The 22,259-nt window shown below is 57.9% G+C and carries 20 protein-coding genes, 1 tRNA gene and 1 pseudogene; 11 read left to right on the top strand and 11 right to left on the bottom strand.

Translation table 11 applies throughout. The features are described 5' to 3' along the window. Positions 1-395 precede the first annotated feature (395 nt). Positions 396-3,137 (top strand): beta-glucosidase, encoded by a 2,742-nt coding sequence (locus tag KDX37_RS18140; RefSeq protein WP_231654088.1) that lies wholly within the window; start codon positions 396-398, stop codon positions 3,135-3,137. Positions 3,138-3,182: 45 nt separating this feature from the next. Here KDX37_RS18140 and KDX37_RS18145 read toward each other — a convergent pair whose 3' ends face one another. From KDX37_RS18145 to KDX37_RS18155, 3 genes are read right to left on the bottom strand one after another with little or no spacing between them, the layout of a single operon-like run. Then, positions 3,183-3,827 carry a TetR/AcrR family transcriptional regulator gene (locus KDX37_RS18145; RefSeq protein WP_231654089.1) on the bottom strand — a complete coding sequence of 215 codons (645 nt, stop codon included), beginning with the start codon at positions 3,825-3,827 and terminating at the stop codon, positions 3,183-3,185. A gap of 58 nt (positions 3,828-3,885) precedes the next feature. Beyond that, positions 3,886-5,088, bottom strand: a complete 1,203-nt coding sequence (locus KDX37_RS18150; RefSeq protein ID WP_231654090.1) for an MFS transporter — start codon at positions 5,086-5,088, stop codon at positions 3,886-3,888. 5 nt (positions 5,089-5,093) lie between these two features. Next, positions 5,094-5,636 (bottom strand): GNAT family N-acetyltransferase, encoded by a 543-nt coding sequence (locus tag KDX37_RS18155; RefSeq protein ID WP_231654091.1) that lies wholly within the window; start codon positions 5,634-5,636, stop codon positions 5,094-5,096. Positions 5,637-5,739: 103 nt separating this feature from the next. Between KDX37_RS18155 and KDX37_RS18160 the strand changes: the two genes are divergently transcribed. From KDX37_RS18160 to solA, 3 genes are all read left to right on the top strand, one after another. Next, positions 5,740-6,630, top strand: a complete 891-nt coding sequence (locus KDX37_RS18160; RefSeq protein ID WP_231654092.1) for a LysR family transcriptional regulator — start codon at positions 5,740-5,742, stop codon at positions 6,628-6,630. Between the two features lie 277 nt (positions 6,631-6,907). Beyond that, positions 6,908-8,491 carry an aldehyde dehydrogenase (NADP(+)) gene (locus KDX37_RS18165; protein ID WP_231654093.1) on the top strand — a complete coding sequence of 528 codons (1,584 nt, stop codon included), beginning with the start codon at positions 6,908-6,910 and terminating at the stop codon, positions 8,489-8,491. A 530-nt stretch (positions 8,492-9,021) separates the two neighbouring features. Beyond that, entirely contained in the window at positions 9,022-10,200 is a 1,179-nt protein-coding gene (gene solA / locus KDX37_RS18170) for an N-methyl-L-tryptophan oxidase (RefSeq protein ID WP_231654094.1), read from the top strand. A 16-nt stretch (positions 10,201-10,216) separates the two neighbouring features. Here solA and KDX37_RS18175 read toward each other — a convergent pair whose 3' ends face one another. The 3 genes and pseudogenes from KDX37_RS18175 to KDX37_RS18185 all read right to left on the bottom strand — a co-directional run bounded on the left by KDX37_RS18175 (position 10,217) and on the right by KDX37_RS18185 (position 13,168). Beyond that, the gene (locus tag KDX37_RS18175; RefSeq protein ID WP_406642716.1) at positions 10,217-10,600 is read right to left on the bottom strand and encodes an AprI/Inh family metalloprotease inhibitor; all 384 of its coding nucleotides are present in this window, start codon (positions 10,598-10,600) and stop codon (positions 10,217-10,219) included. 56 nt (positions 10,601-10,656) lie between these two features. Beyond that, positions 10,657-12,090: pseudogene (locus KDX37_RS18180) on the bottom strand (serralysin family metalloprotease). A 406-nt stretch (positions 12,091-12,496) separates the two neighbouring features. Continuing rightward, the gene (locus KDX37_RS18185; RefSeq protein WP_231654096.1) at positions 12,497-13,168 is read right to left on the bottom strand and encodes a Bax inhibitor-1/YccA family protein; all 672 of its coding nucleotides are present in this window, start codon (positions 13,166-13,168) and stop codon (positions 12,497-12,499) included. Positions 13,169-13,290: 122 nt separating this feature from the next. Between KDX37_RS18185 and KDX37_RS18190 the strand changes: the two genes are divergently transcribed. The 7 genes from KDX37_RS18190 to KDX37_RS18220 all read left to right on the top strand — a co-directional run bounded on the left by KDX37_RS18190 (position 13,291) and on the right by KDX37_RS18220 (position 17,107). After that, positions 13,291-13,378 (top strand) — tRNA-Ser (locus KDX37_RS18190). A gap of 240 nt (positions 13,379-13,618) precedes the next feature. Beyond that, a complete protein-coding gene (gene tusD, locus KDX37_RS18195; RefSeq protein WP_231654097.1) occupies positions 13,619-14,011 on the top strand; it encodes a sulfurtransferase complex subunit TusD in 393 nt (130 codons plus the stop codon). A 1-nt stretch (position 14,012) separates the two neighbouring features. Then, positions 14,013-14,375: a sulfurtransferase complex subunit TusC gene (gene tusC, locus KDX37_RS18200; RefSeq protein WP_231654098.1), complete on the top strand. Its 363-nt coding sequence runs from the start codon at positions 14,013-14,015 to the stop codon at positions 14,373-14,375. Then, entirely contained in the window at positions 14,375-14,671 is a 297-nt protein-coding gene (gene tusB, locus KDX37_RS18205) for a sulfurtransferase complex subunit TusB (protein ID WP_231654099.1), read from the top strand. Before tusC ends, tusB begins: the two co-directional genes overlap by 1 nt. Continuing rightward, positions 14,668-15,003, top strand: a complete 336-nt coding sequence (locus KDX37_RS18210) for a TusE/DsrC/DsvC family sulfur relay protein (protein ID WP_231654100.1) — start codon at positions 14,668-14,670, stop codon at positions 15,001-15,003. The genes tusB and KDX37_RS18210 overlap by 4 nt, the downstream gene beginning before the upstream one ends. Continuing rightward, entirely contained in the window at positions 15,000-16,001 is a 1,002-nt protein-coding gene (locus tag KDX37_RS18215; RefSeq protein ID WP_231654101.1) for a glycosyl transferase family protein, read from the top strand. The genes KDX37_RS18210 and KDX37_RS18215 overlap by 4 nt, the downstream gene beginning before the upstream one ends. 107 nt (positions 16,002-16,108) lie before the next feature. Then, positions 16,109-17,107 (top strand): glutathione S-transferase family protein, encoded by a 999-nt coding sequence (locus tag KDX37_RS18220; protein ID WP_231654102.1) that lies wholly within the window; start codon positions 16,109-16,111, stop codon positions 17,105-17,107. Positions 17,108-17,161: 54 nt separating this feature from the next. Here KDX37_RS18220 and cysG read toward each other — a convergent pair whose 3' ends face one another. The 5 genes from cysG to lolA are packed head-to-tail and all read right to left on the bottom strand — an operon-like array spanning position 17,162 to position 22,195. Further along, positions 17,162-18,556 (bottom strand): siroheme synthase CysG, encoded by a 1,395-nt coding sequence (gene cysG, locus KDX37_RS18225; RefSeq protein WP_231654103.1) that lies wholly within the window; start codon positions 18,554-18,556, stop codon positions 17,162-17,164. After that, on the bottom strand, positions 18,557-19,837 hold the full coding sequence (gene serS / locus KDX37_RS18230; protein WP_231654104.1) for a serine--tRNA ligase: 1,281 nt from the start codon (positions 19,835-19,837) through the stop codon (positions 18,557-18,559). A gap of 16 nt (positions 19,838-19,853) precedes the next feature. Then, positions 19,854-20,228, bottom strand: coding sequence for a fluoride efflux transporter CrcB (gene crcB, locus KDX37_RS18235; RefSeq protein WP_231654105.1), 375 nt, complete (start codon positions 20,226-20,228; stop codon positions 19,854-19,856). After that, positions 20,228-21,550 (bottom strand): replication-associated recombination protein A, encoded by a 1,323-nt coding sequence (locus tag KDX37_RS18240; protein WP_231654106.1) that lies wholly within the window; start codon positions 21,548-21,550, stop codon positions 20,228-20,230. Before KDX37_RS18240 ends, crcB begins: the two co-directional genes overlap by 1 nt. Before the next feature lie 21 nt (positions 21,551-21,571). Continuing rightward, positions 21,572-22,195 carry an outer membrane lipoprotein chaperone LolA gene (gene lolA, locus KDX37_RS18245; protein ID WP_231654107.1) on the bottom strand — a complete coding sequence of 208 codons (624 nt, stop codon included), beginning with the start codon at positions 22,193-22,195 and terminating at the stop codon, positions 21,572-21,574. Between the last annotated feature and the right edge of the window lie 64 nt (positions 22,196-22,259).

Below are 22,259 nucleotides of genomic sequence, written 5' to 3' on the forward strand. Positions count from 1 at the left end.
CAGCACGCAAAAACAAGAAAGCAGCCCTGCCGTAAAAACACTAAACCAATCGACCAGTAGGTTTAGCAAGAGTTCCCGTTCTGTAAGTAAAAAAGACAAAAAAACAGAAAAATACGCTTTTATTTGACATTTATGCCTGTTTTTCGACCTAATTGTAACGCTTTGCAAATTCAAAGTGCCATCAAGTAATAGCTTAGTGATGCCACTTTAAAAGTAAATATAACTTAATAAAACCCATAGTAAACGCTATTAAAACGTCAAATTTCGCACTCGCCTAAACAGTGAGAAAGCGATTATGGATAACTATCACCCAAAGAAAATAACCGCGTAACACCGTTAGACCGGTGCCTTTAAACAGGCGGCGGTTTTTTATTGATTGGGAGTTGGAGAGCAGTATGAGCACACGAAAAATGTTGGGCGCACAGTCAGCCCTGGCCTTGTTGGCACTGGCCGTTTCTCAGGTCCACGCAGCCGATGCTTCAGTACAGCAGGCACGCGAAGATCGAGCCGAAAAAGCGGCGCAGAAAACCCTGGAAAAAATGACTCAGGAAGAGAAACTGACGTACATCGGCGGTACCGGTGGCTGGGACGTGAAGCCGCTGTCCAACTACGGCATCCCCCAGATCCACGGCGCTGATGGTGGCGTCGGCGTGCGCTATACCAGCGAAGGTAACGCCCAGGGCGTGGTCTATCCGTCCGGCCCCAATCTCGCTGCGACCTGGAACCCCCGTCGCGCCATCGACCTCGGCCGCGCACTGGGTTATGACACCGCAACGGGCGGCTATCAGTTCATCACTGGCCCCGGCGTCAACTTGTATCGTATGCCCTATGGCGGCCGCGCGTTCGAATACCTCTCCGGTGAAGATCCGTTCCTGGGTGCCAGCCTGGCGCCGGGCGTCATCAACGGTATCCAGTCACGCGGCGTGTGGGCCAATGCCAAGCATTACGCGGCGAACGACCAGGAAAGCAACCGTTTCAACCTGAACCAGATCATGGACGAACGCGTCTTGCGCGAAATGTCCCTGCCCGCGTTCGAGTCATCATCCAAGAACGGCAACGTTGCGATGATGATGTGTGCCTTCCAGAAGGTGAACGGCGAATTCGCCTGCGAAAACGAGCACCTCATCGGCCAGATCCTTAAAAAGGAATGGGGCTACAAGGGTTTCGTACAGAGCGACTACAACGCAGTGGTCCAAGGCTTCAACGCCGCACGCGCCGGTACCGATCTGGACATGATGGGCTTCCAGATGAACAGCACTGTGCTCAAGCCGTATCTGGACAGTGGTGAGCTGAGCGCTGCGACCATCGACGACAAGGTGCGCCGCATTCTCAAGCAGATCTACCTGTACAAGTTCGATAGCAAGGCGCCGCTGACCACGCACAACATGAACAGCGCGACCAGCAACAAGGTCGCTTTGAACGCTGCACGTGAAAGTATCGTGCTGCTCAAGAACCAGGACAATCTGCTACCGCTGGACAAGCAGAAGGTCAAGAAAATCGCTGTGGTCGGCAACCTCGCCAAGTACGCGCCACCGACCGGTTTCGGCAGCGCCAATGTCATGGCCAGCCACTACATCAGCGAACTGAGCGGCCTGCAGCAGATGGCGCCCAATGCCAAGGTCGAGTTCATCGACGGCCTGTCGCTGGACCCGAGCACCACCGCCTGGACCAGCACCGACAAGGCAGGCAACGACATTCAAGGCCTGAAAGTCGAGTACTTCAGCAATGCCGACTGGTCGGGCGACGCTGCTGTCACGCGCACCGAAAAACACGTCGACCTGGACTGGGCCAACGACAAGAATCTGCCGTTCGAAAGCAACACTTCGACGTCCGATCCCTACACCAGCAAGGGCTCGACGGCCGGCTCGCTGAACGGCGACACGTCCTCTACCTCGATTCGCTACAGCGGTCGCATCACACCGACGCAAAGTGGCGAGCAGGTGTTCAAGGTTCGTGCTGACGGCGCTGTGCGCCTGTGGGTCAATGGCAAGAAAATCATCGACAACGGTGAAGGCAAGCCGCTACCGGGTAACAGTATCCCGCCGACCATTCCGGAGTTCGCCAAGATCGAACTGCAAGCAGGCAAAGCTTACGACGTGAAGCTCGAGTACTCGCGCCGTGCCGGTTACCTGTCGACCATGGGCGGCCTGGTGGGCGTACAGATGAGCTCGGCGTCGCTGACCGCCCCGCAAGACCTGTCTGCCTACGATGCAGTCGTGGTGGCAGTTGGTAACAGCAGCGAGTACGAAGGCGAAGGTTTCGACCACAGCTTCGATCTGCCTGAATACCAGAGCCAACTGATCCAGAGCATCGCCAAGGTCAACCCGAAGACCGTGGTCACCATGTTCGGCGGCACGGGCCTGAAAATGAGCGACTGGATCGATCAGGTTCCAGTGGCCATGCACGCTTTCTACCCAGGCCAGAACGGCGGTCAGGCACTGGCCGAGATTCTGTTCGGCAAGGTCAACCCGTCGGCCAAGCTGCCGATCAGTATCGAACGCAACATCGAAGACAACCCGATATACGCGACATTCCCGAAGTTCGACAACCAGAACTCTCTGGCTGAAATGAGCTACAAGGACGACCTGATGCTGGGTTATCGCGGCTACGAGAAAAAAGGCATCAAACCGCTCTACCCATTCGGTTATGGCCTCTCGTACACCACGTTCGGCTATAGCAATATCAGCGTGACGCCGGGCGTTGCCGTCGGCAACACGCCGATCAAAGTGTCGTTCGACCTGACCAACACCGGCAAAGTGGGCGGTTCGGAAGTGGCGCAGTTGTACGTCGGCCAGCAGAACCCGAAAGTCGAGCGTCCGATCAAGGAACTCAAAGGCTACAAAAAGGTGTTCCTCAAGCCGGGTGAAAGCAAGCGCGTGACCATTGAGCTCAATGACCGCTCGCTGGCCTACTACGACACCAAGAGCAAGCAGTGGGTGGTCGACGCCGACACCTTCAACCTGTCATTGGGTGCCTCGTCGCAGGACATTCGCCTGAACGCCAAGCTGGTCAATTCGTTCCGTCAGGAACTGTCGACCACAACCAGCAACCCGCTGCCACGTTCTGCGCTGAACTCGGTAAATGTTGAAAAGCCACCGGTGAAAACCGGCGGCGTGTTCGATCAGACTGTCGAGTGAGACCCTGTCACTCGCTGACTGACTGAAGCACGGACAGACACAGGCTCACGGACGAGCCCTTACCGCCGCATCGACCTGCGCAATGTAGGTGTCGAAACACTCGACCAGATCCACCTGCTCGGGAAAGCGCAACCACTGAATCTGCAACCCGTCCATCATTGCCAGAATCTGCTGAATGATTTTGGGCAAATCCACGTCTGCCCGCACCTCTCCGCTGTCCACCAGCCGCTCGAACTGTACAAGCAGGTGCGCATGAATACGCTCGTAGCGTGTCTGGAACCACGTATAGGCCGGCTGGTTGTCCAGAAGGCTTTCAGTGTTGAGGATCGAAAAGGCACGCACCACCCCAGGCGCCGTCGAGTTGGATCGATTGATGGCGCGCAGGCCATCGAGCAGGCCGGTCAGTGTGGTGTTTTCGGTACGCACTTCAGCGGCGATTCGGCCATTGACCTCGTCACGGCGTTCCAGCACGCCCATCAACAGGGATATCTTGCTGGGAAAATGGTGCAGCAAACCCGCAACGGAAATACCCACGATCGCTGCCACTCTGGCAACCGAAGCTCCGGTGTATCCTTCCAGCGAGAAGACTTGCAGGGCGGCATCAAGCAGCTCTTCGCGACGTTTTTCACCTTTCGGCGCGCGTCGCTGCCGCGTCACCGGTCCCGCTTCCACCGGGTCATGTTGAGTCATATCAGGTTCCTTCTTGATTAGCCGCGTACCCTACCCATTCAGGCAAAAGCCCGCAATGCTATTGAGCAGCGTCCGGGCAGGACATGACAGTCCTGCGGCAGTAGCCATCAAGCAGAACCGCGACCATCAGCACCGCGCAGCTGATACCCAACGACAACCATAACAATCCACGATCGCCAGCGCTTTGCTGAACCCAGGCAAAGAACCAGGGCGCTGCTGCTGCCAGCACGAAACTGGGTGCCAGCAAGCGGCCTTGCAGCCGCGCATATTGCCCTTCTGCGAACAGTACGAACGGCAGATTTGCACGCAGCAGCGTCGCCAGCCCGTTCATCGCGCCGTAAACAAAGATGAACACGCAGACCAGCCCGATCACGCCATGGCAGCACAGGGCCAGGCTGAAACTCAGCACCATGCCGACCGCAACCCATATGTGCAGACGCAATGCGGTCATCGAACCAGCCAGCAGCCCCTGCAACAGCCGTCCCCCGGTCTGTCCGACGCCCAACAACGCACCCACCGCTACAGGCATACCGAAACCGACCAGCAGTGCAGGCAGATGCGCTGAGAAGCCCGTTCCCATGAAGGTCAGCAACGCCATACTCAGGGCATAGCCCCATTGGCGGGGTCTGGGCGTCGTAGGGCCGGACTCCGACACGGCGTTGGCAGAGCTGACCGGGCGCGCGATCGCATTCGGCAGCCCGCTCAACAGCAAGCCGCTCATCAACGCAAGCGCACCATAAACCGCAACCGCACTGCGCCAGCCAATCAGGCCCTGCAAACCGTTACCCATAGGCCAGAACACTGCAGAGGACAAACCGGCCACCAGCGTGATCTGCACCATCAAAGGACGCGACTGCGGCCCCAATAGCCCGACCAGCGCGGCGAAAAGCGCGTCGTACAGCGTCAAGCGCATGCCGACACCGAGCAAGGCCCAGCCGAAAAACCAGGCCTGTGGTGTTTCGCACAGGGCCAGTACGCAACAGCCTGCCGCATTGAACCCGGCGCCCAGCTGCATCATCTGGCGGGCACCCAGGGATTGGAGCAAGCGCGCAGTGACGAGGGAAACCAGCCCCATGACCAGCAAGCCAGCGGACAGACCGGCAAACACCTGCTGCCCGCTCCAGCCCAGATCCTCGGCGATAACCTTGCCGAACGCGCCCGGCAAAAAATAGGTCGTCCCCCAATTGGTCAACTGTGCGATACCCAGCTTGAACACCGTCAGTCTGGACAATGTCTGCCTGGAAAACGCCGCGTCACTCATGTGAATCAGACCCCCCGTTCAGAGGGCGTACTGCACGAGCCGTCGCCAAGCGTCCGCTGCATCAGAACAGTATCGACCCAACGCCCATGCTTGAAACCCACCGACTCGAAAACCCCGACGCGACGAAAGCCATGACGTTCGTGCAGACGAAGCGACGCCGTGTTTTCGCTATTGCCAATCACCGCTACCATCTGCCGCCAACCACCCTCCTCACAGCGCTGCACCAGTTGGCCCAGCAGCGCCTGCCCGATGCCCAAACCACCCAGGCCGTCACGCACATACACCGAGTCTTCCACCGTAAACCGGTAGCCAGGGCGCGGCCGGTAAGGTGTGACGTAGCCATAGCCGACCACCTCGCCGTCACGCTCGGCCACCAGATAAGGCAGGCCGTTATCGAGCACACTCGCCCGGCGGCGCAACAGCTCGTCAACACAGGGCGGCTCGAGTTCGAAGCTGGAAATGCCGTGCAATACATGGTCGGCATAGATCGCCTGCACGGTAGGCATATCGTCTTCGCGAGCGTCGCGCAGGGTCAGGTTCGGGTTCATTTAAGGGCTCTGAACAAAAGGCTGTGAATAGCCCAATGATGCCGCTCGCCAATCCATTAAAAAAGCTATGATTTATCATCCACAGCATAAGAAATACTTTGACATGCGCCGACTCAACCTCAATCACCTGCACACCTTCTCGCTGGTCATTGCGCACGGCAGTTTTTCGGCAGCGGCCGAGCACCTGCACCTGACGCAGCCGGCGGTCAGCCTGCAAGTGCGCCAGTTGGAGGGTCAGTTGAACCTGCAGCTGATCGAGCGTGTAGGCAAACGCCTCAAGCCGACCTCAGCAGGCACCACGCTGCTGGAACACATTCTGCGCATCGATGCAGTGGTCGAAGAGGCACTGCTGGATTTGTCCAGTCATGCCAGCGGCGTTGCCGGGCAAGTCGCCATAGGCACCGGGGCCACAGCCTGCATTCATCTTCTGCCACCCATGCTCCAGGCGCTGCGCCAACGGTTTCCGCAACTGGACGTACGGGTCAGCACTGGCAACACCGAAGGCATGCTCAAAGCCGTGGAAGAAAACCGCCTTGATCTGGCTTTGGTCACATTGCCCGCTGCGGGCCGCAGCCTGGACGTGACGCCATTGCTCAAGGACGAGTTCGTCGCCATATTCGCCAACGACCACCAACCGATCCCGGAGCAACTGACACCCCATTACCTGAGCACGCTGCCCCTGGTGGTGTTCGAAGCTGGCAGTGGTACGCGCTTGCTGATCAACGATTGGTACGGACAGGCCGGGATACGCATCAAACCTGTGATGGAACTGGGCAGTATCGAGGCCATCAAGGAAATGGTCGCGGCAGGTCTGGGCTACAGCATTGTGCCGCGCATGTCGGTGGCGGCACTGCATCATCGTCGTGGTTTGCAAGTCCATGCACTGACGCCGGGACTGAGCCGAACCCAAGGGATCGTCCTGCGGCAGGACAAGCCCGTCAGCAGAGCCATGCGTCAGGTGCTCGAAGCACTTCGAACGCTCGAAGGGTCATAAACATCGGCTATCGTCATGGCTTCACCAAAGCTTGCCTATAAATAGAAGCGACTGCCTTTCGAGGGTTACTGGCAGTGAGCAAACACCGTCCGGCAGTTGCGTCGGCAGCGAGTCAGGTTGTACGATGACTGCCCACTGATTCATGAACAACGATTGTCGGCCTGCTTTCAAGTGCCGCAACCTGCACAATCCGTAAAGCAACTCGGCAACCCACAAGGAGCGTAAGCCCCGACACTCTCGGCGCCCGCCTCCAACGTCAAAACAACAGGAGATACCGATGCCTAACATTCTCGGCCAGAACTTCATCGCTGGTGGCCGCAGCGCCCTGGGCCAAAGCCTGCAGAAAAGCCTGGACGCCACCACTGGCGAAGAACTGCCGTACAGCTTTCATCAAGCCACAGACGGCGAAATTGACGCCGCAGCCCAGGCTGCCAAAGCTGCATTCCCTGAATACCGTCAACTGAGCCCGGCCCGCCGTGCCGAGTTCCTCGATGCGATCGCCGACGAACTGGATCAGTTGGGCGATGATTTCGTTGCCATCGTTTGCCAGGAGACGGCGCTGCCACAAATGCGCATCCAGGGTGAACGTGGCCGTACCAGCGGCCAGATGCGTCTGTTCGCCAAGGTCCTGCGTCGCGGTGACTTCGTAGGCGCGCGTATCGATCTGGCCCTGCCAGACCGCAAGCCGCTGCCACGCGTCGACCTGCGCCAGTATCGCATCGGCGTAGGCCCGGTTGCCGTGTTCGGCGCCAGTAACTTCCCGCTGGCGTTCTCCACTGCAGGCGGTGACACCGCTGCAGCACTGGCGGCCGGCTGCCCGGTTGTGTTCAAGGCGCACAGCGGTCACATGGCGACTGCCGACCTGGTCGCCAGCGCAATCATCCGCGCGGCTGAGCGCACCCAGATGCCAAAAGGCGTGTTCAACATGATCTTCGGCAACGGCGTTGGCGAGGGTCTGGTCAAGCATCCGGCTATCCAGGCAGTCGGCTTCACTGGCTCGCTGAACGGCGGCAACGCACTGTGCAAAATGGCCGCAGAGCGTCCGCAACCAATCCCGGTATTCGCCGAGATGTCCAGCATCAACCCGGTCGTTCTGTTGCCGGGCGCACTGGCGGCACGCGGCGAGACCGTGGCCAAGGAACTGGCCGCATCGGTGGTCATGGGCGCAGGCCAGTTCTGCACCAACCCTGGCGTCGTGATCGGCCTGCGCTCGCCTGCCTTCTCGGCATTCCTGGAGCAACTGACTGAACAAATGGGCGGTCAGGCACCTCAGACCATGCTCAATGCCGGCGGCCTGCGCAGCTACAGCAAAGGCGTCGAGCACTTGCTGTCGCACCCGGGCGTAACACACCTGGCGGGCAAACCGCAGGAAGGCAAACAGGCTCAGGCCCAGCTGTTCAAGGCGGATGTCAGCCTGCTGCTCAATGGCGATCAACTGTTGCAGGAAGAAGTCTTCGGTCCAACTACGCTGATCATCGAAGTTGCCGACGATGCACAGCTCAAAGACGCGCTGCAAGCCTTGCGCGGCCAGTTGACCGCGACGCTGATTGGCGAACCGGATGACCTGAGCCAGTACAGCTGGCTGCAACCGCTGCTGGAAGAAAAAGTCGGCCGTATTCTGGTCAACGGCTATCCGACCGGCGTTGAAGTGTGTGAAGCCATGGTTCACGGCGGCCCATACCCGGCGACTTCGGATGCACGCGGCACATCGGTCGGCACTCTGGCAATCGATCGCTTCCTGCGCCCGGTCTGCTATCAGAACCAGGCAGACAGCCTGTTGCCGCCAGCGCTGCAAAACGCCAACCCACTGGGCCTGCGTCGCCTCGTGAACGGCGAGTGGAGTGATCAGCCTGTCGTGTAACGGCTGAAAGCGGACATCAAAGCGGCGCGACCCGATAAGGGACGCGCCGTTTTTTTTGCGCGTGCTTCAGTCCCTCAACAGGATTCAAGACCTTCGGGCCTGCTTTGGGCGACAGCGGACGCTGACGAATCCGGACACCGCTTGGCGCTCAAAAAGCCAGCAGCAGACCAAAAATAAATTTCCATTTTGTGCCCGCCATCGCGCAGAAATCGGTGTTTTACACGCCAGCAAACGGCACTATCGAGTTCTGAAACAAGCGCTGTTCATAAAATAACCACACCGCTGGAGACCACGCAGAACAAGGGTTTCAAAAAGTTACCCACAGACATACCCACGATTTCCGTGGACAACTTTTGACGAATTTCGGCACTTATAAATGCTGAGGAGTGCAAGTCAAAAATCTTCAAGCCGATGCAATTTTTTTCCGCCCTTCGCCTGTCAGCATCAAGGCATATCGATATGCGAAACTGGCTGTTGATGGCCGGCAAGCCTGGCGCTGAAATGGACACTTTTTGCGGGAAGACCGACTTATGGAGCAACGCTGCGAGGTAGCAGTCCTTGGGCTTGGAGCAATGGGTGCTGCCACCCTTTATCAACTGGCCAGCGCCGGAGTAGACGTCATCGGTGTGGACAGGCACCACCCACCCCACACACAGGGATCCAGCCACGGTGACACACGTATCACACGGTTGTCGGTAGGCGAAGGTTCGCAATACCTGCCGCTGGTGCGCGACTCGCACCGCATCTGGCGAGAGCTTGAAGCGTTGACCGGCGAATCGCTGTTCGAGCAATGCGGCGTACTGGTGATGACATCAAGCCCCGACTACGACCCTCACAATCCGGACGACTTCACCCACAGAACGATCGCACTGGCTCGCGAGTACGGCGTGGAGCACGAAGTGCTATCAGCAGCCGCCATTCGTGAGCGATTCCCGCAGTTTTCGCCAACCCTGAGCTCGGCCATTGGCTATTTCGAACCCGGTGGCGGCTACGTAAGGCCGGAGCGATGCATCGCTGCACAGTCAAGGCTCGCGCAACTGCATGGCGCACGTATACGGACAAATGAAACTGTCATTCGCCTGCAAACCCATGGCGATAAGGTCCATATCATCACCGACCACGGAGCGATCATCGCCAACAAAGTGGTGGTGAGCGCAGGTATGTGGTCATCCGAACTGCTGGGCGCACCTTTCAATCGACTGCTGAGAGTCTGTCGACAAAAGCTGTTCTGGTTCGAACTGCAGGAAAACGCCGCTTTTGCGCGGGTATCGCCCAGCTTCATCCTGACCCATGGACCGGGCGAAACAGACCACAGCTACGGTTTCCCGCCTTTGCCTGGCGAGCGCAGCATGAAAATTGCGACCGAACAGTATCTGGAGGCAACGTCAGCCGCCGCACTGGACCGCACAATCACCTCGCAGGAAGGTCTGGACATGTTTCAAGCCCAGGTAGTTGGCAAGGTTGCAGGCCTCACACCCACCGTCGTCAAATCATCGGTCTGCGCCTACACCGTCACGCCGGATCACCATTTTATTATTGACGACCATCCACAGCTGAAAAATGTGACAGTGGTTTCTGCTTGCTCAGGGCATGGTTTCAAGCATTCCGCAGGGCTGGGGCTGGGGCTGGCATTGGCTCAACGCTGTATCCGCGGAACGAGCGATGTGGATCTGTCGGCTTTTTCGTTGAAACGATTTGAAAATGGCTGAGCGCCGCAAAGAGCGCTTATTCGGCGACTCGCTCCAGGTTCAGAAGGTCGCCGTTGGGTAAACGCGTTTGATAACGTTGATCACCCAGACGACTGAAGTGGACCAGTCCGGAGCCATCCTGCCGGGTAAAAGCCAGGCCATCTGGCGTGGGAAACCAGCCCGCTGGCGTGCTGCTCAGCCAAGCTGAAGCGCAGGCAAAATCGCCACTCAGTTCAGGCGTTTGAGTGGCAAGATGCAGTTCACAGAACTCACTCGCCCGAGACTGAACGAACAGCCGCCAGTTGCCGCTGAGCTCCGCAGAGCTCTGTAGCTTCAAGCTCATCGCCATACTGACTCCACAAGCCCCCGCCAACGATGCAAACACAGCCCGTTTGAGTAACGAAGGATGATTGAATTTCATGATGATTACCGTCCAGAGCATAAGCGACTCGCTTGAGCCGCCCATCCTCTAAGGGGTTAAACCAGAATATCGGTGGCAGTCGCCTGCCCTACCAGCGCAATTGAAAAGTCTCCCTGCCCCTGGCCCGAAAAGTCGATGGCAAGACCGCCAACGTTTCTGCTCTGGTTGTAGCTCAGTATCGCTTCACCTGCCTTGCCACTGAAGGTATTGACAAACTGCAACGCCGTCAGTGAGGAAATGGCTGAAACATCTATCTTGTCCTGACCGCTGACGAAGTCAAGAATGGTGTCCTGCGCTGCACGGTTGGAGTCCGAAGCAGCACTGAACACAAAGATGTCAGCGCCCGCACCGCCGGTGAGCAGGTCAGCACCGCCGCCACCGAAGATAATGTCGTTACCGGCACCGCCTTTGAGAATGTTGGCCGCCCCATTGCCAATCAGCAAATCGTTACCCGAACCACCGATGGCGTTTTCGATCACGACACCTTTGGCGATCGAGACATTCCCCACCATGCCGCCCACATCGGAGAAGGATGCTGCGTTGAGATTGATTTTCTGGTTCTGAGTAAAGCCGGAGAAATCCAGTGTGTCCTTGCCTCCGCCGTCCCACACCGAAAACACCACTTTGGAAGAGGCAGACGTTGCACTGTAGAAATCGCGCCCGGAATTGGAGTTGAATCCGTACACAGTATCGCCGGCACGGGTAGCCATATTAGCGCCGTAAAGCTGCTGGATAGCCGCAATGTCGTCCATCAGCGGTGCCGAGGAATAAGTCGGCGAGCCGCCTTTGACAAAGCTCTGACCCGTGTTGGACTCGCTCCAGTAGCTCATCACGCTGTAGCCGCGAGTGTCCTGCGCGTACGTCACGTCGCTGTAGGTAGGGTTGCCCTCCCCAGCGTTGTAATCGCCAGGGTGTGACAGCCCCAGAGAATGACCAATCTCGTGGGTCAGAGTCTGACGACCGTAGTTGCCGTTATCGGGGGTCTTGTTGACGGTGTAAGAATTGTTGGTGAGGTACTAGGACTGGCCATCGTAACGGCTGCCGCTTGGCAGATAGGCGAATGCAGCGCCGCCGCTGCTGCCGTCGCTGTAATTGCCAAATGTCATGTGACCATCACCGCCTGAAGCAGACTGCGTGAACGTGACCTTGGCAACATCGGCCCAGGACTGCATGGCCAGAACGGCCTGAGCTTTCTGCTGAGCATTGAACTCACTGAACGTCCCCAGCGAGTTGTTGAACGTGGAAGGCTTTGCCGTCAGGAAGGTGTAAGTGAGATTGATGACCCCATTACCATCACGATCCACCCAGGCCGCGTCGTCGCGAAGCAGATAATCGGCGGCCTGATCGACCGAGTAAGAGGGTTTGCCGTTGATGGTGACGTTGCCGCCACGGTCGTAGGCGTGAGCAAACGAATCAATCTGAGTGAACGCGTTACTTGCAGTGGCCGCCAATTGAACGGCCGCTGCCGGAGTTTCTACGACTTTAGACATGTCACATCCTTGTCTACACACTGAACAGATTAATGAGCCAGCCGCCCTCTCTGTAGCGAGAGAGTCCTGTCACTCGCTGTTGAAGCGTAACCAAACTGACACATCAGGAAATAGGGTGTCCATAGCGTAACAATGATGCCAAATCGCCCATTGTGGGAAAGTGCCTACAAACAAAAGGGGAAGAAGCCTAAAAATAATTTGAACACGCGCAAAAGCCCGATCAGCATGGCTCTACGTTACGGGGACCTTGATAAAAATGACTGATCGGTCAGGAAAAAAATGCCAGATGCTGGTCATACTTCCGGAGCGCCAGAAACGAAAATGCCCCGACAAGCCGGGGCATTTTTTATATCGTTGCTACATTCGTATCCAGACCGCCTTCAGCCAAGGCACCGCAAGCGCGTCATCAGTCATCACGGCTCATGATGCCGAAGATCTGCAACAGGCTGATAAACAGGTTGTAGATCGATACATACAGGCTGATCGTCGCCATGATGTAGTTACGCTCGCCGCCATGAATGATGGCGCTGGTCTGGAACAGAATGCAGACCGACGAGAACAGTACGAAACCTGCGCTGATCGCCAACTGCAAACCGCTGATCTGGAAGAACATGCTCGCCAGAACCGCACCCAGCAGGACGAAAAAGCCTGCGGTGATGAAGCCACCCAGGAAGCTCATGTCCTTGCGGGTCATCAGCACGTAAGCCGACAGACCACCAAACACCAGCGCGGTCATGGCAAATGCGGAACTGACGACTTCAGCGCCGCCTGCCATGCCCAGATAACGGTTGAGGATAGGGCCTAGCAGGAAACCCATGAAACCGGTCAGTGCGAATGTGGAAACCAGACCCCAGACCGAATCACGCAGTTTGGCGGTGAGGAAGAACAGGCCATAAAAGCCGATCAGCACCACGAAGATGTTCGGATAGCCGACACGCATCTGCTGCGCCACGAACGCCATTACACCGCTGAATGCGAGGGTGAGCGCCAGTAGACCGTACGTGTTGCGCAGGACACGACTAACCTCTAGCTGGTCGGCCTGCATGCCTGTTTTAAGGGTGTAATCCTGTTCGCGCATGGCGAAACTCCTTACTGTTGAAATGTTGAGTTGCAAAGATCATAACAGAGACGCTGCAACTGGCTAGCCACAGAGTTTGACAGCGTGTTTCATTCCGGTATTATGGCGCCCGCAATACAAGTGGAGGTATGGCCGAGTGGTTTAAGGCAGCAGTCTTGAAAACTGCCGACTGTAACAGGTCCTAGAGTTCGAATCTCTATGCCTCCGCCATATTTGGTAACGCAAAGCCCTGATCTTTCAGGGCTTTGTCGTTTCTGGGGTTTGATAATACGCGTCGCCTACCGCGCCGCAGAGAGACTCACATCCTCGCCCCAAAGCCCTGCGAGTCGTCACTGCGGATAATCCGGAACCCTGCAGCGAAGGCTGGCTGGCGATCATCGCGCGCGGCAAACTCACACGCTCAGCGCTGAACTCTTTATCATTACGCATGTTTTGCTGGCAGAGCCGATAATGAAATTCGCCATTTCCCTTTTTTCCGCAGGCCATGCGCCTTCCTCGCGACGTGCGCTGCTGTTTGCCCAGGCAGTGCTGGCGGGTGGACACGAGATTGTTCGGCTGTTCTTTTATCAGGATGGTGTACACAGCGCGTCCGCCAATGCGGTGATGCCGCAGGACGAACAGGATATGGCAGCGCTGTGGCGCGACTTTATTGACGAGCATCAGCTTGACGGCGTGGTGTGTATCGCCGCAGCTCTGCGTCGTGGCGTGCTCAATGCTGAAGAAGCCGAGCGTTATCAGCGCCCGTCGGCAAACTTGCTGCAGCCTTGGGAATTATCGGGCCTTGGTCAGTTGCACGATGCGGTGCAAGCAGCCGACCGACTGATTTGCTTCGGAGGACCTTGAGATGCCCAAATCACTTTTGATCGTCAGCCGCCAGTCACCCTGGTCTGGCCCCGGCGCTCGAGAAGCGCTGGACATCGTGCTGGCTGGCGGCGCATTCGATCTGCCCATCGGCGTCCTGTTTCTGGATGACGGTGTTCTGCAGCTGCTACCACAGCAGGTTGCGGCTGTACTTGAACAGAAAGACCTGACCGCCAATCTCAAGGCGCTGTCGATGTTTGGTGTCGAAGACCTGTACGTATGCCAGCAAAGTCTTGCAGAGCGAGGCGTACCGGCCGACGTTGTCAGCGAAGAGATCCGACCTCTGACAGGCCAGTCCGAACTCTCTGCGCTGTTCGAGCGCTACGACCAGGTAATGACAATCTGATGAGCACACTGCATGTTCTTTCCCACTCCCCCTTCACCGACACACGTCTCGGCAGCTGTCTTCGCCTGCTCGGGCCTAGCGACGGCATTCTGCTCTGCGGCGACGCCTCATATGCGCTGATGCCTGCCAGCGCCGCCCTCGAGACACTGCGGCAGTCAGGGCTGGAAGCGCTGTATGTGCTGGACGAAGATCTCAAAGCACGCAATCTTGCTTTGCCTGCCGGCTTCGTCAGCGTGGATTACCCAGGGTTCGTCGAGCTGTCGATCCGCTTTGAAAAGGTCAATACCTGGCTATGACACAGTTGATCGTCGCCGAGCGCACCCTTGAGTTGGACAAGGACGGGTTTCTCAAGGACCTGAACGACTGGACCATGGATGTTGCTCACGCCCTGGCTGCCCGCGAAGGTATCCCTTTGAGCGAAGATCATGTGGAAATTCTGCAGTTGCTCAGGGCCTTCCATGCCGAGTTTCAGCTATCCCCGGCAACGCGCCCGCTGATCAAATACACTGCCTTGAAGCTGGGTGTCGAAAAAGGCAACAGCATGCACCTCAACCGCCTGTTCAATGGCACCCCCGCCAAACTTGCCGCCAAGCTGGCGGGCCTGCCAAAGCCGACCAATTGCATATGAACGAATACGCCCCTCTCGTCACCGAAACGCCAGCAGAACACCCTTTCGCTCAGTTCGTTCGCATTCTGGGCAAGGGCAAACGTGGCGCACGCAACCTCACGCGTGAAGAAGCCCGCGAAGCCATGGGCATGGTGCTTGATGAAAAGGTCGAAGACACCCAGCTCGGCGCGTTTCTCATGTTGCTGCGTCACAAGGAAGAAAGCCCTGAAGAGCTGGCGGGGTTCACTGAGGCGGTGCGTGAGCGTCTTGATGCACCGCCACTGTCAGTTGATATCGACTGGCCCACTTACGCAGGCAAGAAGCGTCATTTGCCCTGGTATCTGCTGGTGGCCAAATGCTTGGCGCAAAACGGCGTCAAGGTCCTGCTGCACGGGGGCGGAGCGCATACCGCCGGGCGTCTGTATACCGAACAATTGCTGGATCTGCTGAACATCCCGCTGTGCCGTAACTGGTCACAGGTCGAGACCGCCCTTGCGCAGGGCAATCTGGCGTTCATACCGCTGTCGGATTGGGCGCCGCAGCTCCAGCGCATGATCGACCTGCGCAATACGCTGGGCCTGCGCTCGCCGATTCACTCGCTGGCGCGGATTCTCAACCCATTGCAGGCGCGTTGTGGCTTGCAGAGTATTTTCCATCCCGGCTACCAAAGCGTGCATCGCGACGCCAGCAGTCTGCTGGGCGACAACGCCATCGTTGTCAAAGGTGACGGCGGAGAAATCGAGATCAACCCTGACACCATCAGCCATCTGTACGGCACCACAGGCGGCCAGCCGTGGGATGAGGAGTGGCCGGCCCTCTCGCCTCGTCGCCACGTCAAACCGGCAACACTCGATCCCCAGCAACTACTGGCCTTGTGGCGCGGAGAGATTGAAGACAGCTACCCGCAACTGGCATTGCTTTCGACCATTGCGCTGGCCCTGCGCGGCCTGGGTGTCCCGCGCGAAGAAGCCTTTGAGCAAGCAGCTGTTTATTGGGAGCGTCGCGACAAGCAGGCGTGACTGATCTGCTGATCCGATCAAAATCAGCCACTGTTTGCGTCTTTCGGTCGAACTGATGCGATCAGACTGATCTCCAAGTTGTTTCAACCTGGAAATGGGAGTCACGCATGGGCCTTCTGATTGAAGGACGCTGGCATGACCAGTGGTACGAGAGCAGCAAAGACGGCGCATTTCAACGCGAGAACGCCCAACGCCGCAACTGGGTCACCGTCGACGGCAAGCCGGGGCCCTCGGGCGAAGGCGGTTTTACAGCCCAGGCTGGCCGCTACCACCTCTACGTGTCGCTCGCTTGCCCTTGGGCGCACCGCACGCTGATCCTGCGCAAGCTTAAAGGCCTGGAAAACCTGATCGACGTTTCGGTGGTCAGTTGGCTGATGCGAGAGGACGGCTGGACTTTTGACCAGCAGAAAGGCTCCAGCGGCGACTCGCTGGATAATCTGCAGTTTCTCCATCAGCGCTATACCGCTGACGATGCCCGCTACACGGGACGCGTCACCGTGCCTGTCCTGTGGGACAAGCAACAGCGACGCATTGTCAGCAACGAGTCGGCAGAAATCATCCGCATGTTCAACTCGGCGTTCGACGAACTGACCGGCAATCATCTGGATTTTTACCCGGCGTCGCTGCAAGCAAGCATTGATGAGCTCAACGAGCAGATCTATCCCAACGTCAACAACGGGGTTTATCGAGCGGGTTTCGCGACGTCACAAAGCGCCTATGAAGCCGCATTCGACGACGTGTTTGCCGAACTGGATGAACTGGAAAAGCTGTTGGGCGAAAAACGTTATTTGGCCGGCGAACACCTGACCGAGGCCGATGTACGCTTGTTCACGACCATCGTGCGCTTTGATGCCGTGTATTACAGCCACTTCAAGTGCAACCTGAGGCGCATTGCGGACTACCCGAACCTCAGCAACTGGCTGCGCGAACTGTACCAATGGCCGGGCGTTGCGGAGACTGTGAATCTTGAACACATCAAGAGTCATTACTATGCCAGCCACAGCACCATCAACCCGACCGGGATCATTCCCAAGGGGCCAGCGTTGAATCTGGAAGGCAGCCATGACCGCGAGCGTCTTTCGGGCCAAGGCGTCTGGAACAAGTAGCATCGCGATATGAAGAACAGGATGGATAGCCCCGACGGGCTATCCATTGAGCGCTCAGATAGTTGCCTGGGCGCCTTCGAACCATGCCAGTTTTTCACGCAGTTTTACCACTTCGCCGACAATTACCAGTGTTGGAGCATGAACCTCATGCTCCGCCACCAATTGCGGCAAGTTCGCGAGCGTGCCGGTAAACACGCGCTGATTGGTAGTGGTGCCTTGCTGAACCAGAGCAGCAGGCGTATCGGCCGAACGACCATGCCTGATCAACTCCGCGCAGATCACTGGCAAACCAATCAAGCCCATGTAAAACACCAGCGTCTGAGCCGGCGCGACCAGGTCAGACCAGGGCAGGTCCGTGGTGCCGTCTTTCAAGTGACCGGTAATGAAGCGAACCGACTGAGCATGATCGCGGTGAGTCAGCGGAATACCTGCGTAAGCCGCACAACCGCTGGCAGCAGTGATGCCCGGAACAACCTGAAACGGAATACCATGGGCAGCCAGCTCTTCGATTTCCTCGCCACCCCGACCAAAGATGAACGGATCGCCGCCCTTCAATCGCACCACGCGCTTGCCTTGCTTGGCCAGTGCAACCAGTTGCTGATTGATCTGGTCCTGCGGAACCGCGTGTTCCGAGCGACGCTTGCCGACATAGACCCGCTCTGCATCACGCCGACACAGATCGAGAATGGTCGGCGCGACGAGACGGTCATACAGCACAACATCCGCTTGCTGCATAAGACGTAACGCCTTGAACGTCAACAGGTCAGGATCACCGGGACCGGCACCTACCAGATAGACTTCGCCGGTTTCCGGCGGCGCCTCACCTGCGATCTTGGCGATCAGTAAACGCTCGGCCTCGGCACCCTGCCCTGCAAGCTGACGATCGGCAATCGCACCCTGGAAAACATCTTCCCAGAATGCGCGGCGCTGCTGCACATTCGGAAACAGGCCTTTGACCTGATGACGAAAACGCGCAGCCAGCCCGGCCAACTGGCCATACGTAGAGGGAATCCAGGTTTCCAGTTTGGCGCGAATCAGACGGGCCAATACCGGCGCATCACCACCACTGGACACCGCGATCACCAACGGCGAGCGGTCGACAATAGCCGGGAAGATCACAGTACACAGTGCCGGTGCGTCCACCACGTTGACCGGCACGCAACGCAGCCTGGCATCGTGAGAAACCTGGGCATTGAGTGGCTCATCATCGGTTGCGGCAATAATCAGTACGCAGCCATCCAGATCATCTTCGTGGTAGCCACGCAGAATCAGCTCACCGCCACTTTGAACGACCAGTTCACGCAACTGGCTCTCGATCTCTGGCGCGACGACTCTGATGACAGCCCCGGCCTCAGCGATCAGCCGGGACTTGCGCAAGGCAATCTCACCGCCGCCGACCACAAGCACTCGGCTGCCACGCAGGTTATGGAACAGCGGCAGGAATTCCATTCAACCAATGACCTCGATACCGCCCATGAAGGGCTTGAGCACATCCGGAACGCGAATCGAGCCGTCGGCTTGCTGATAGTTCTCAAGCACCGCCACCAGCGTGCGACCTACCGCCAGCCCAGAGCCGTTGAGCGTGTGAACCAGCTCAGGCTTGCCGGTTTCAGGATTGCGCCAGCGAGCCTGCATGCGACGCGCCTGGAAATCCCCGCAGTTGGAGCACGAGGAGATTTCACGGTATTTGTCCTGGCTCGGGATCCAGACTTCAAGGTCGTAAGTCTTCACGGCGCTGAAGCCCATGTCGCCGGTGCACAGCGCCAGCGTGCGATAAGGCAGCTCCAGCAATTGCAGAACACGCTCCGCGTTTCCGGTGAGCGACTCAAGGGCCTCCATCGAAGTCTCGGGGGCAACGATCTGTACCATCTCGACCTTGTCGAACTGGTGCTGACGGATCATGCCGCGTGTATCACGCCCCGATGCGCCAGCCTCGCTGCGAAAGCACGGCGTATGGGCGACAAACTTCAGCGGTAACTGCCTGGCGTCGAGGATTTCTCCCGAGACGATGTTGGTCAACGACACTTCGGCGGTCGGGATCAGATAAAGGTCTGCTTCGCCTTCGCGAGAGATCTTGAACAGGTCCTCTTCGAATTTCGGCAACTGGCCAGTGCCCTGCAGCGCAGGCGCCTGGACCAGATAAGGCGTGTAAGCCTCTTCGTAGCCGTGCTCGTAGACATGCAGATTGATCATGAATTGCGCCAAGGCACGATGCAGGCGCGCAATCGGTCCACGCAGCAGTGCGAAACGCGCGCCGGACAACTTGGCAGCAGTTTCGAAATCCAGCCAGCCGAACTTTTCGCCCAGCGCGACGTGATCCTTGACCTCGAAATCGAACTGGGCAGGCGTGCCCCAGCGTCGAACCTCGACGTTGCCTTCCTCGTCTGCACCCACGGGTACGGATTCATGCGGCAGGTTCGGGATGTTGAGAACCAGCGCATCCAGTTCTGCCTGAATATTGTCCAGCTCGACCTTGCCCTCGCTCAGCTCGGTGCCCATGCGCTCGACATCGGCCATCAACGGCGCAATGTCTTCACCGCGTTGCTTGGCCTGCCCGATGGACTTGGAGCGGGTGTTGCGCTCGGCCTGCAGCTGTTCAGTGCGGGTTTGCACAACCTTGCGCTGAGCTTCCAGCGATTCAATACGGGCCACATCCAGTTTAAAACCACGGGACGCCAGGCGATCCGCTACGTCCTGAAGTTGAGTACGTAACAGTTTGGAATCGAGCATATCGTTCTCTCGTCTATCAAAGTCTGGTCAGTGACAGGCCAACCCAGGTCGCGAGCAGCCCGCCGAACACGCTGATACCGGCATAGCCCAAGGCCAGCGGTACCTGCCCGCTTTCCAGCAGGCGAAGCGTGTCCAGTGAAAAGGATGAAAAGGTCGTCAGACCCCCTACAAAACCGACGATCAGGCCGGCACGAATCTCAATAGGCACTTCCGGGCGCAACAAAAACACGCCGTACAGCACGCCAATGATCAGACAACCCACGATATTGACCGCAAGGGTTGCCGTGTAGAAATGTTTCGGCCAGTTGGCGCTGACCCAGGTGCCTGCAGCAAAGCGCAACAATGTACCAGCGATACCGGCAATCGACACCGCAAGAATGGTCTGGATCACTACTTTCTCCGCTGACGAGGGCTGGCCGCGTCCAGTGCGGTCAAATGCTTGAGTTTTTCACCGATCTTCAATTCGAGCCCGCGGGGCACCGGCTGATAATACTGCCTGGGCTCCAGTTCGTCAGGGAAGTAATCTTCACCGGCTGCGTAGGCTTCCGGCTCGTCATGGGCATACCGGTATTCTTCGCCATAGCCTAACTGCTTCATCAGTTTGGTGGGCGCGTTACGCAGGTGCAGCGGCACCTCCAGCGAGCCGTGCTCGGCTGCTTCACGCATCGCGGCCTTGAACGCCATATAAACCGCATTGCTTTTGGGAGCGCACGCCAGATAAACGATGGCCTGAGCCACCGCCAGCTCGCCTTCAGGGCTGCCGAGACGCTCCTGCACATCCCAGGCAGACATGCACAACGGCAAGGCGCGCGGATCAGCATTGCCGATGTCCTCGCTGGCCATACGCACCACGCGACGCGCCAGATAAAGCGGATCACAGCCGCCGTCGATCATGCGCGCAAACCAGTAAAGCGCTGCATTCGGATCAGAGCCACGAATGGATTTGTGCAAGGCAGATATCTGGTCGTAAAACGCTTCGCCGCCCTTGTCGAATCGACGCCGACTGTCACCCAGCAGGCTTTGCAGCAGCTCGACGTCAATCTCACTGCCGTCTTCTGCGAGGTCGGAGGCGTTCTCCAGCAGGTTGAGCATGCGCCGACCATCGCCATCGGCGGCAGCCATCAGAATAGTGAACCCTTCGTCGCTCAGCGTCAGATGGCGCTGCCCCAGACCGCGGTCCTCGGTCAGAGCGCGGTGCACCAGCTTGCGCAACGCGGTCTCGTCCAGACTCTTGAGCACATACACGCGGGCACGAGACAACAACGCGTTGTTGAGTTCGAACGAAGGGTTTTCGGTGGTCGCGCCGATGAAAATCAGCGTACCGTCTTCCACATACGGCAGGAACGCGTCCTGCTGTGACTTGTTGAAGCGGTGTACCTCATCAACGAACAGGATCGTGCGCTTGCCGTATTGCCCAGCCTGCTGCTTGGCGACCTCGACCGCCTGACGGATCTCCTTGACCCCGGCCAGCACCGCCGACACCGTCTCGAAATGAGCATCCGATACTTTGGCCAACAACCTGGCCAATGTCGTTTTACCGACGCCGGGCGGCCCCCAGAAAATCATCGAATGCAAAGCACCCTGCTCAAGGGCCTCACGCAACGGCTTGCCGTGCGCAAGCACATGCTCCTGACCGACGTACTCGTCCAGATTGGTGGCACGCAAGCGAGCAGCGAGGGGTTGAGCTATGGGTTCGCGGCTGAACAGGTCCATGGTTTCGGGATTAAGCCTTTTTTACTCTTGAATGACGTCAGCGCCCTTTGGAATCTGGAACTGAAACTTGCTGGCGGCGATTGGCTCGTTGGCCTTGACGCCAGTGAACAGGATGTTGGTGCGCTGGCCGACGCTGTCGATCAACTGCATGTCGTTGATCACACCGTTACGGAACGACAGACGCAGGTTATCGAACAGCGTGTCCTTGGTCTTGGGCTTGAGCACGAAATCGATCACACCGCCGGCTTCCTTGGCCGTGATATCAAAGCTCTCACTGATTTTGGAAACGTCACCCGACAGCAGCAATGCAGGGGTCTGGGTCAGTCGCTGATCCAGTGTCTTGATTGTGACCTGCTCAAGATCCGGGTCCCACAGCGAAACCTTCTTGCCGTCCGAGACCATCAGTTGCTCTTGAGGCGCATCAGTGTGCCAGTTGAACAGGCCAGGACGTTGCAAGGCCATTTCGCCTGACGTTTCCTGCAACTGAGTGCCACCGCCGTCCAGCGTCAGCTGAGAGAAGCGTGCCGTCAGGGTCTGGGATTTTTCCAGCAACTGCGTCAGGCGTGCCACGTCCTTGCTGTCGGCATATGCCGGGATTACGGACAAGGTCAGTGCAGTTGCCAACAGCATGCGGATAAGACGCATGGGATTCCTCATTGGAGTCAGTAATGTAACGACAGCGAGCGATGCCCGCTGTCGATGCTGTCCG

It is taken from the genome of Pseudomonas californiensis, from assembly GCF_021147775.1.
Lineage (GTDB): Bacteria > Pseudomonadota > Gammaproteobacteria > Pseudomonadales > Pseudomonadaceae > Aquipseudomonas > Aquipseudomonas californiensis.

Bases quoted from the DNA above. Each gene is read 5' to 3' on its own strand.
- KDX37_RS18160 (WP_231654092.1), top strand. From the start codon at position 5,740: ATGCGCCGACTCAACCTCAATCACCTGCACACCTTCTCGCTGGTCATT.
- solA (WP_231654094.1), top strand. From the start codon at position 9,022: ATGGAGCAACGCTGCGAGGTAGCAGTCCTTGGGCTTGGAGCAATGGGT.
- tusD (WP_231654097.1), top strand. From the start codon at position 13,619: ATGAAATTCGCCATTTCCCTTTTTTCCGCAGGCCATGCGCCTTCCTCG.
- KDX37_RS18240 (WP_231654106.1), bottom strand. From the start codon at position 21,550: ATGGACCTGTTCAGCCGCGAACCCATAGCTCAACCCCTCGCTGCTCGC.
- KDX37_RS18165 (WP_231654093.1), top strand. From the start codon at position 6,908: ATGCCTAACATTCTCGGCCAGAACTTCATCGCTGGTGGCCGCAGCGCC.
- cysG (WP_231654103.1), bottom strand. From the start codon at position 18,556: ATGGAATTCCTGCCGCTGTTCCATAACCTGCGTGGCAGCCGAGTGCTT.
- KDX37_RS18215 (WP_231654101.1), top strand. From the start codon at position 15,000: ATGAACGAATACGCCCCTCTCGTCACCGAAACGCCAGCAGAACACCCT.
- KDX37_RS18145 (WP_231654089.1), bottom strand. From the start codon at position 3,827: ATGACTCAACATGACCCGGTGGAAGCGGGACCGGTGACGCGGCAGCGA.
- KDX37_RS18150 (WP_231654090.1), bottom strand. From the start codon at position 5,088: ATGAGTGACGCGGCGTTTTCCAGGCAGACATTGTCCAGACTGACGGTG.
- KDX37_RS18210 (WP_231654100.1), top strand. From the start codon at position 14,668: ATGACACAGTTGATCGTCGCCGAGCGCACCCTTGAGTTGGACAAGGAC.
- KDX37_RS18140 (WP_231654088.1), top strand. From the start codon at position 396: ATGAGCACACGAAAAATGTTGGGCGCACAGTCAGCCCTGGCCTTGTTG.
- KDX37_RS18155 (WP_231654091.1), bottom strand. From the start codon at position 5,636: ATGAACCCGAACCTGACCCTGCGCGACGCTCGCGAAGACGATATGCCT.
- tusC (WP_231654098.1), top strand. From the start codon at position 14,013: ATGCCCAAATCACTTTTGATCGTCAGCCGCCAGTCACCCTGGTCTGGC.
- lolA (WP_231654107.1), bottom strand. From the start codon at position 22,195: ATGCGTCTTATCCGCATGCTGTTGGCAACTGCACTGACCTTGTCCGTA.
- tusB (WP_231654099.1), top strand. From the start codon at position 14,375: ATGAGCACACTGCATGTTCTTTCCCACTCCCCCTTCACCGACACACGT.
- serS (WP_231654104.1), bottom strand. From the start codon at position 19,837: ATGCTCGATTCCAAACTGTTACGTACTCAACTTCAGGACGTAGCGGAT.
- KDX37_RS18175 (WP_406642716.1), bottom strand. From the start codon at position 10,600: ATGAAATTCAATCATCCTTCGTTACTCAAACGGGCTGTGTTTGCATCG.
- KDX37_RS18220 (WP_231654102.1), top strand. From the start codon at position 16,109: ATGGGCCTTCTGATTGAAGGACGCTGGCATGACCAGTGGTACGAGAGC.
- KDX37_RS18185 (WP_231654096.1), bottom strand. From the start codon at position 13,168: ATGCGCGAACAGGATTACACCCTTAAAACAGGCATGCAGGCCGACCAG.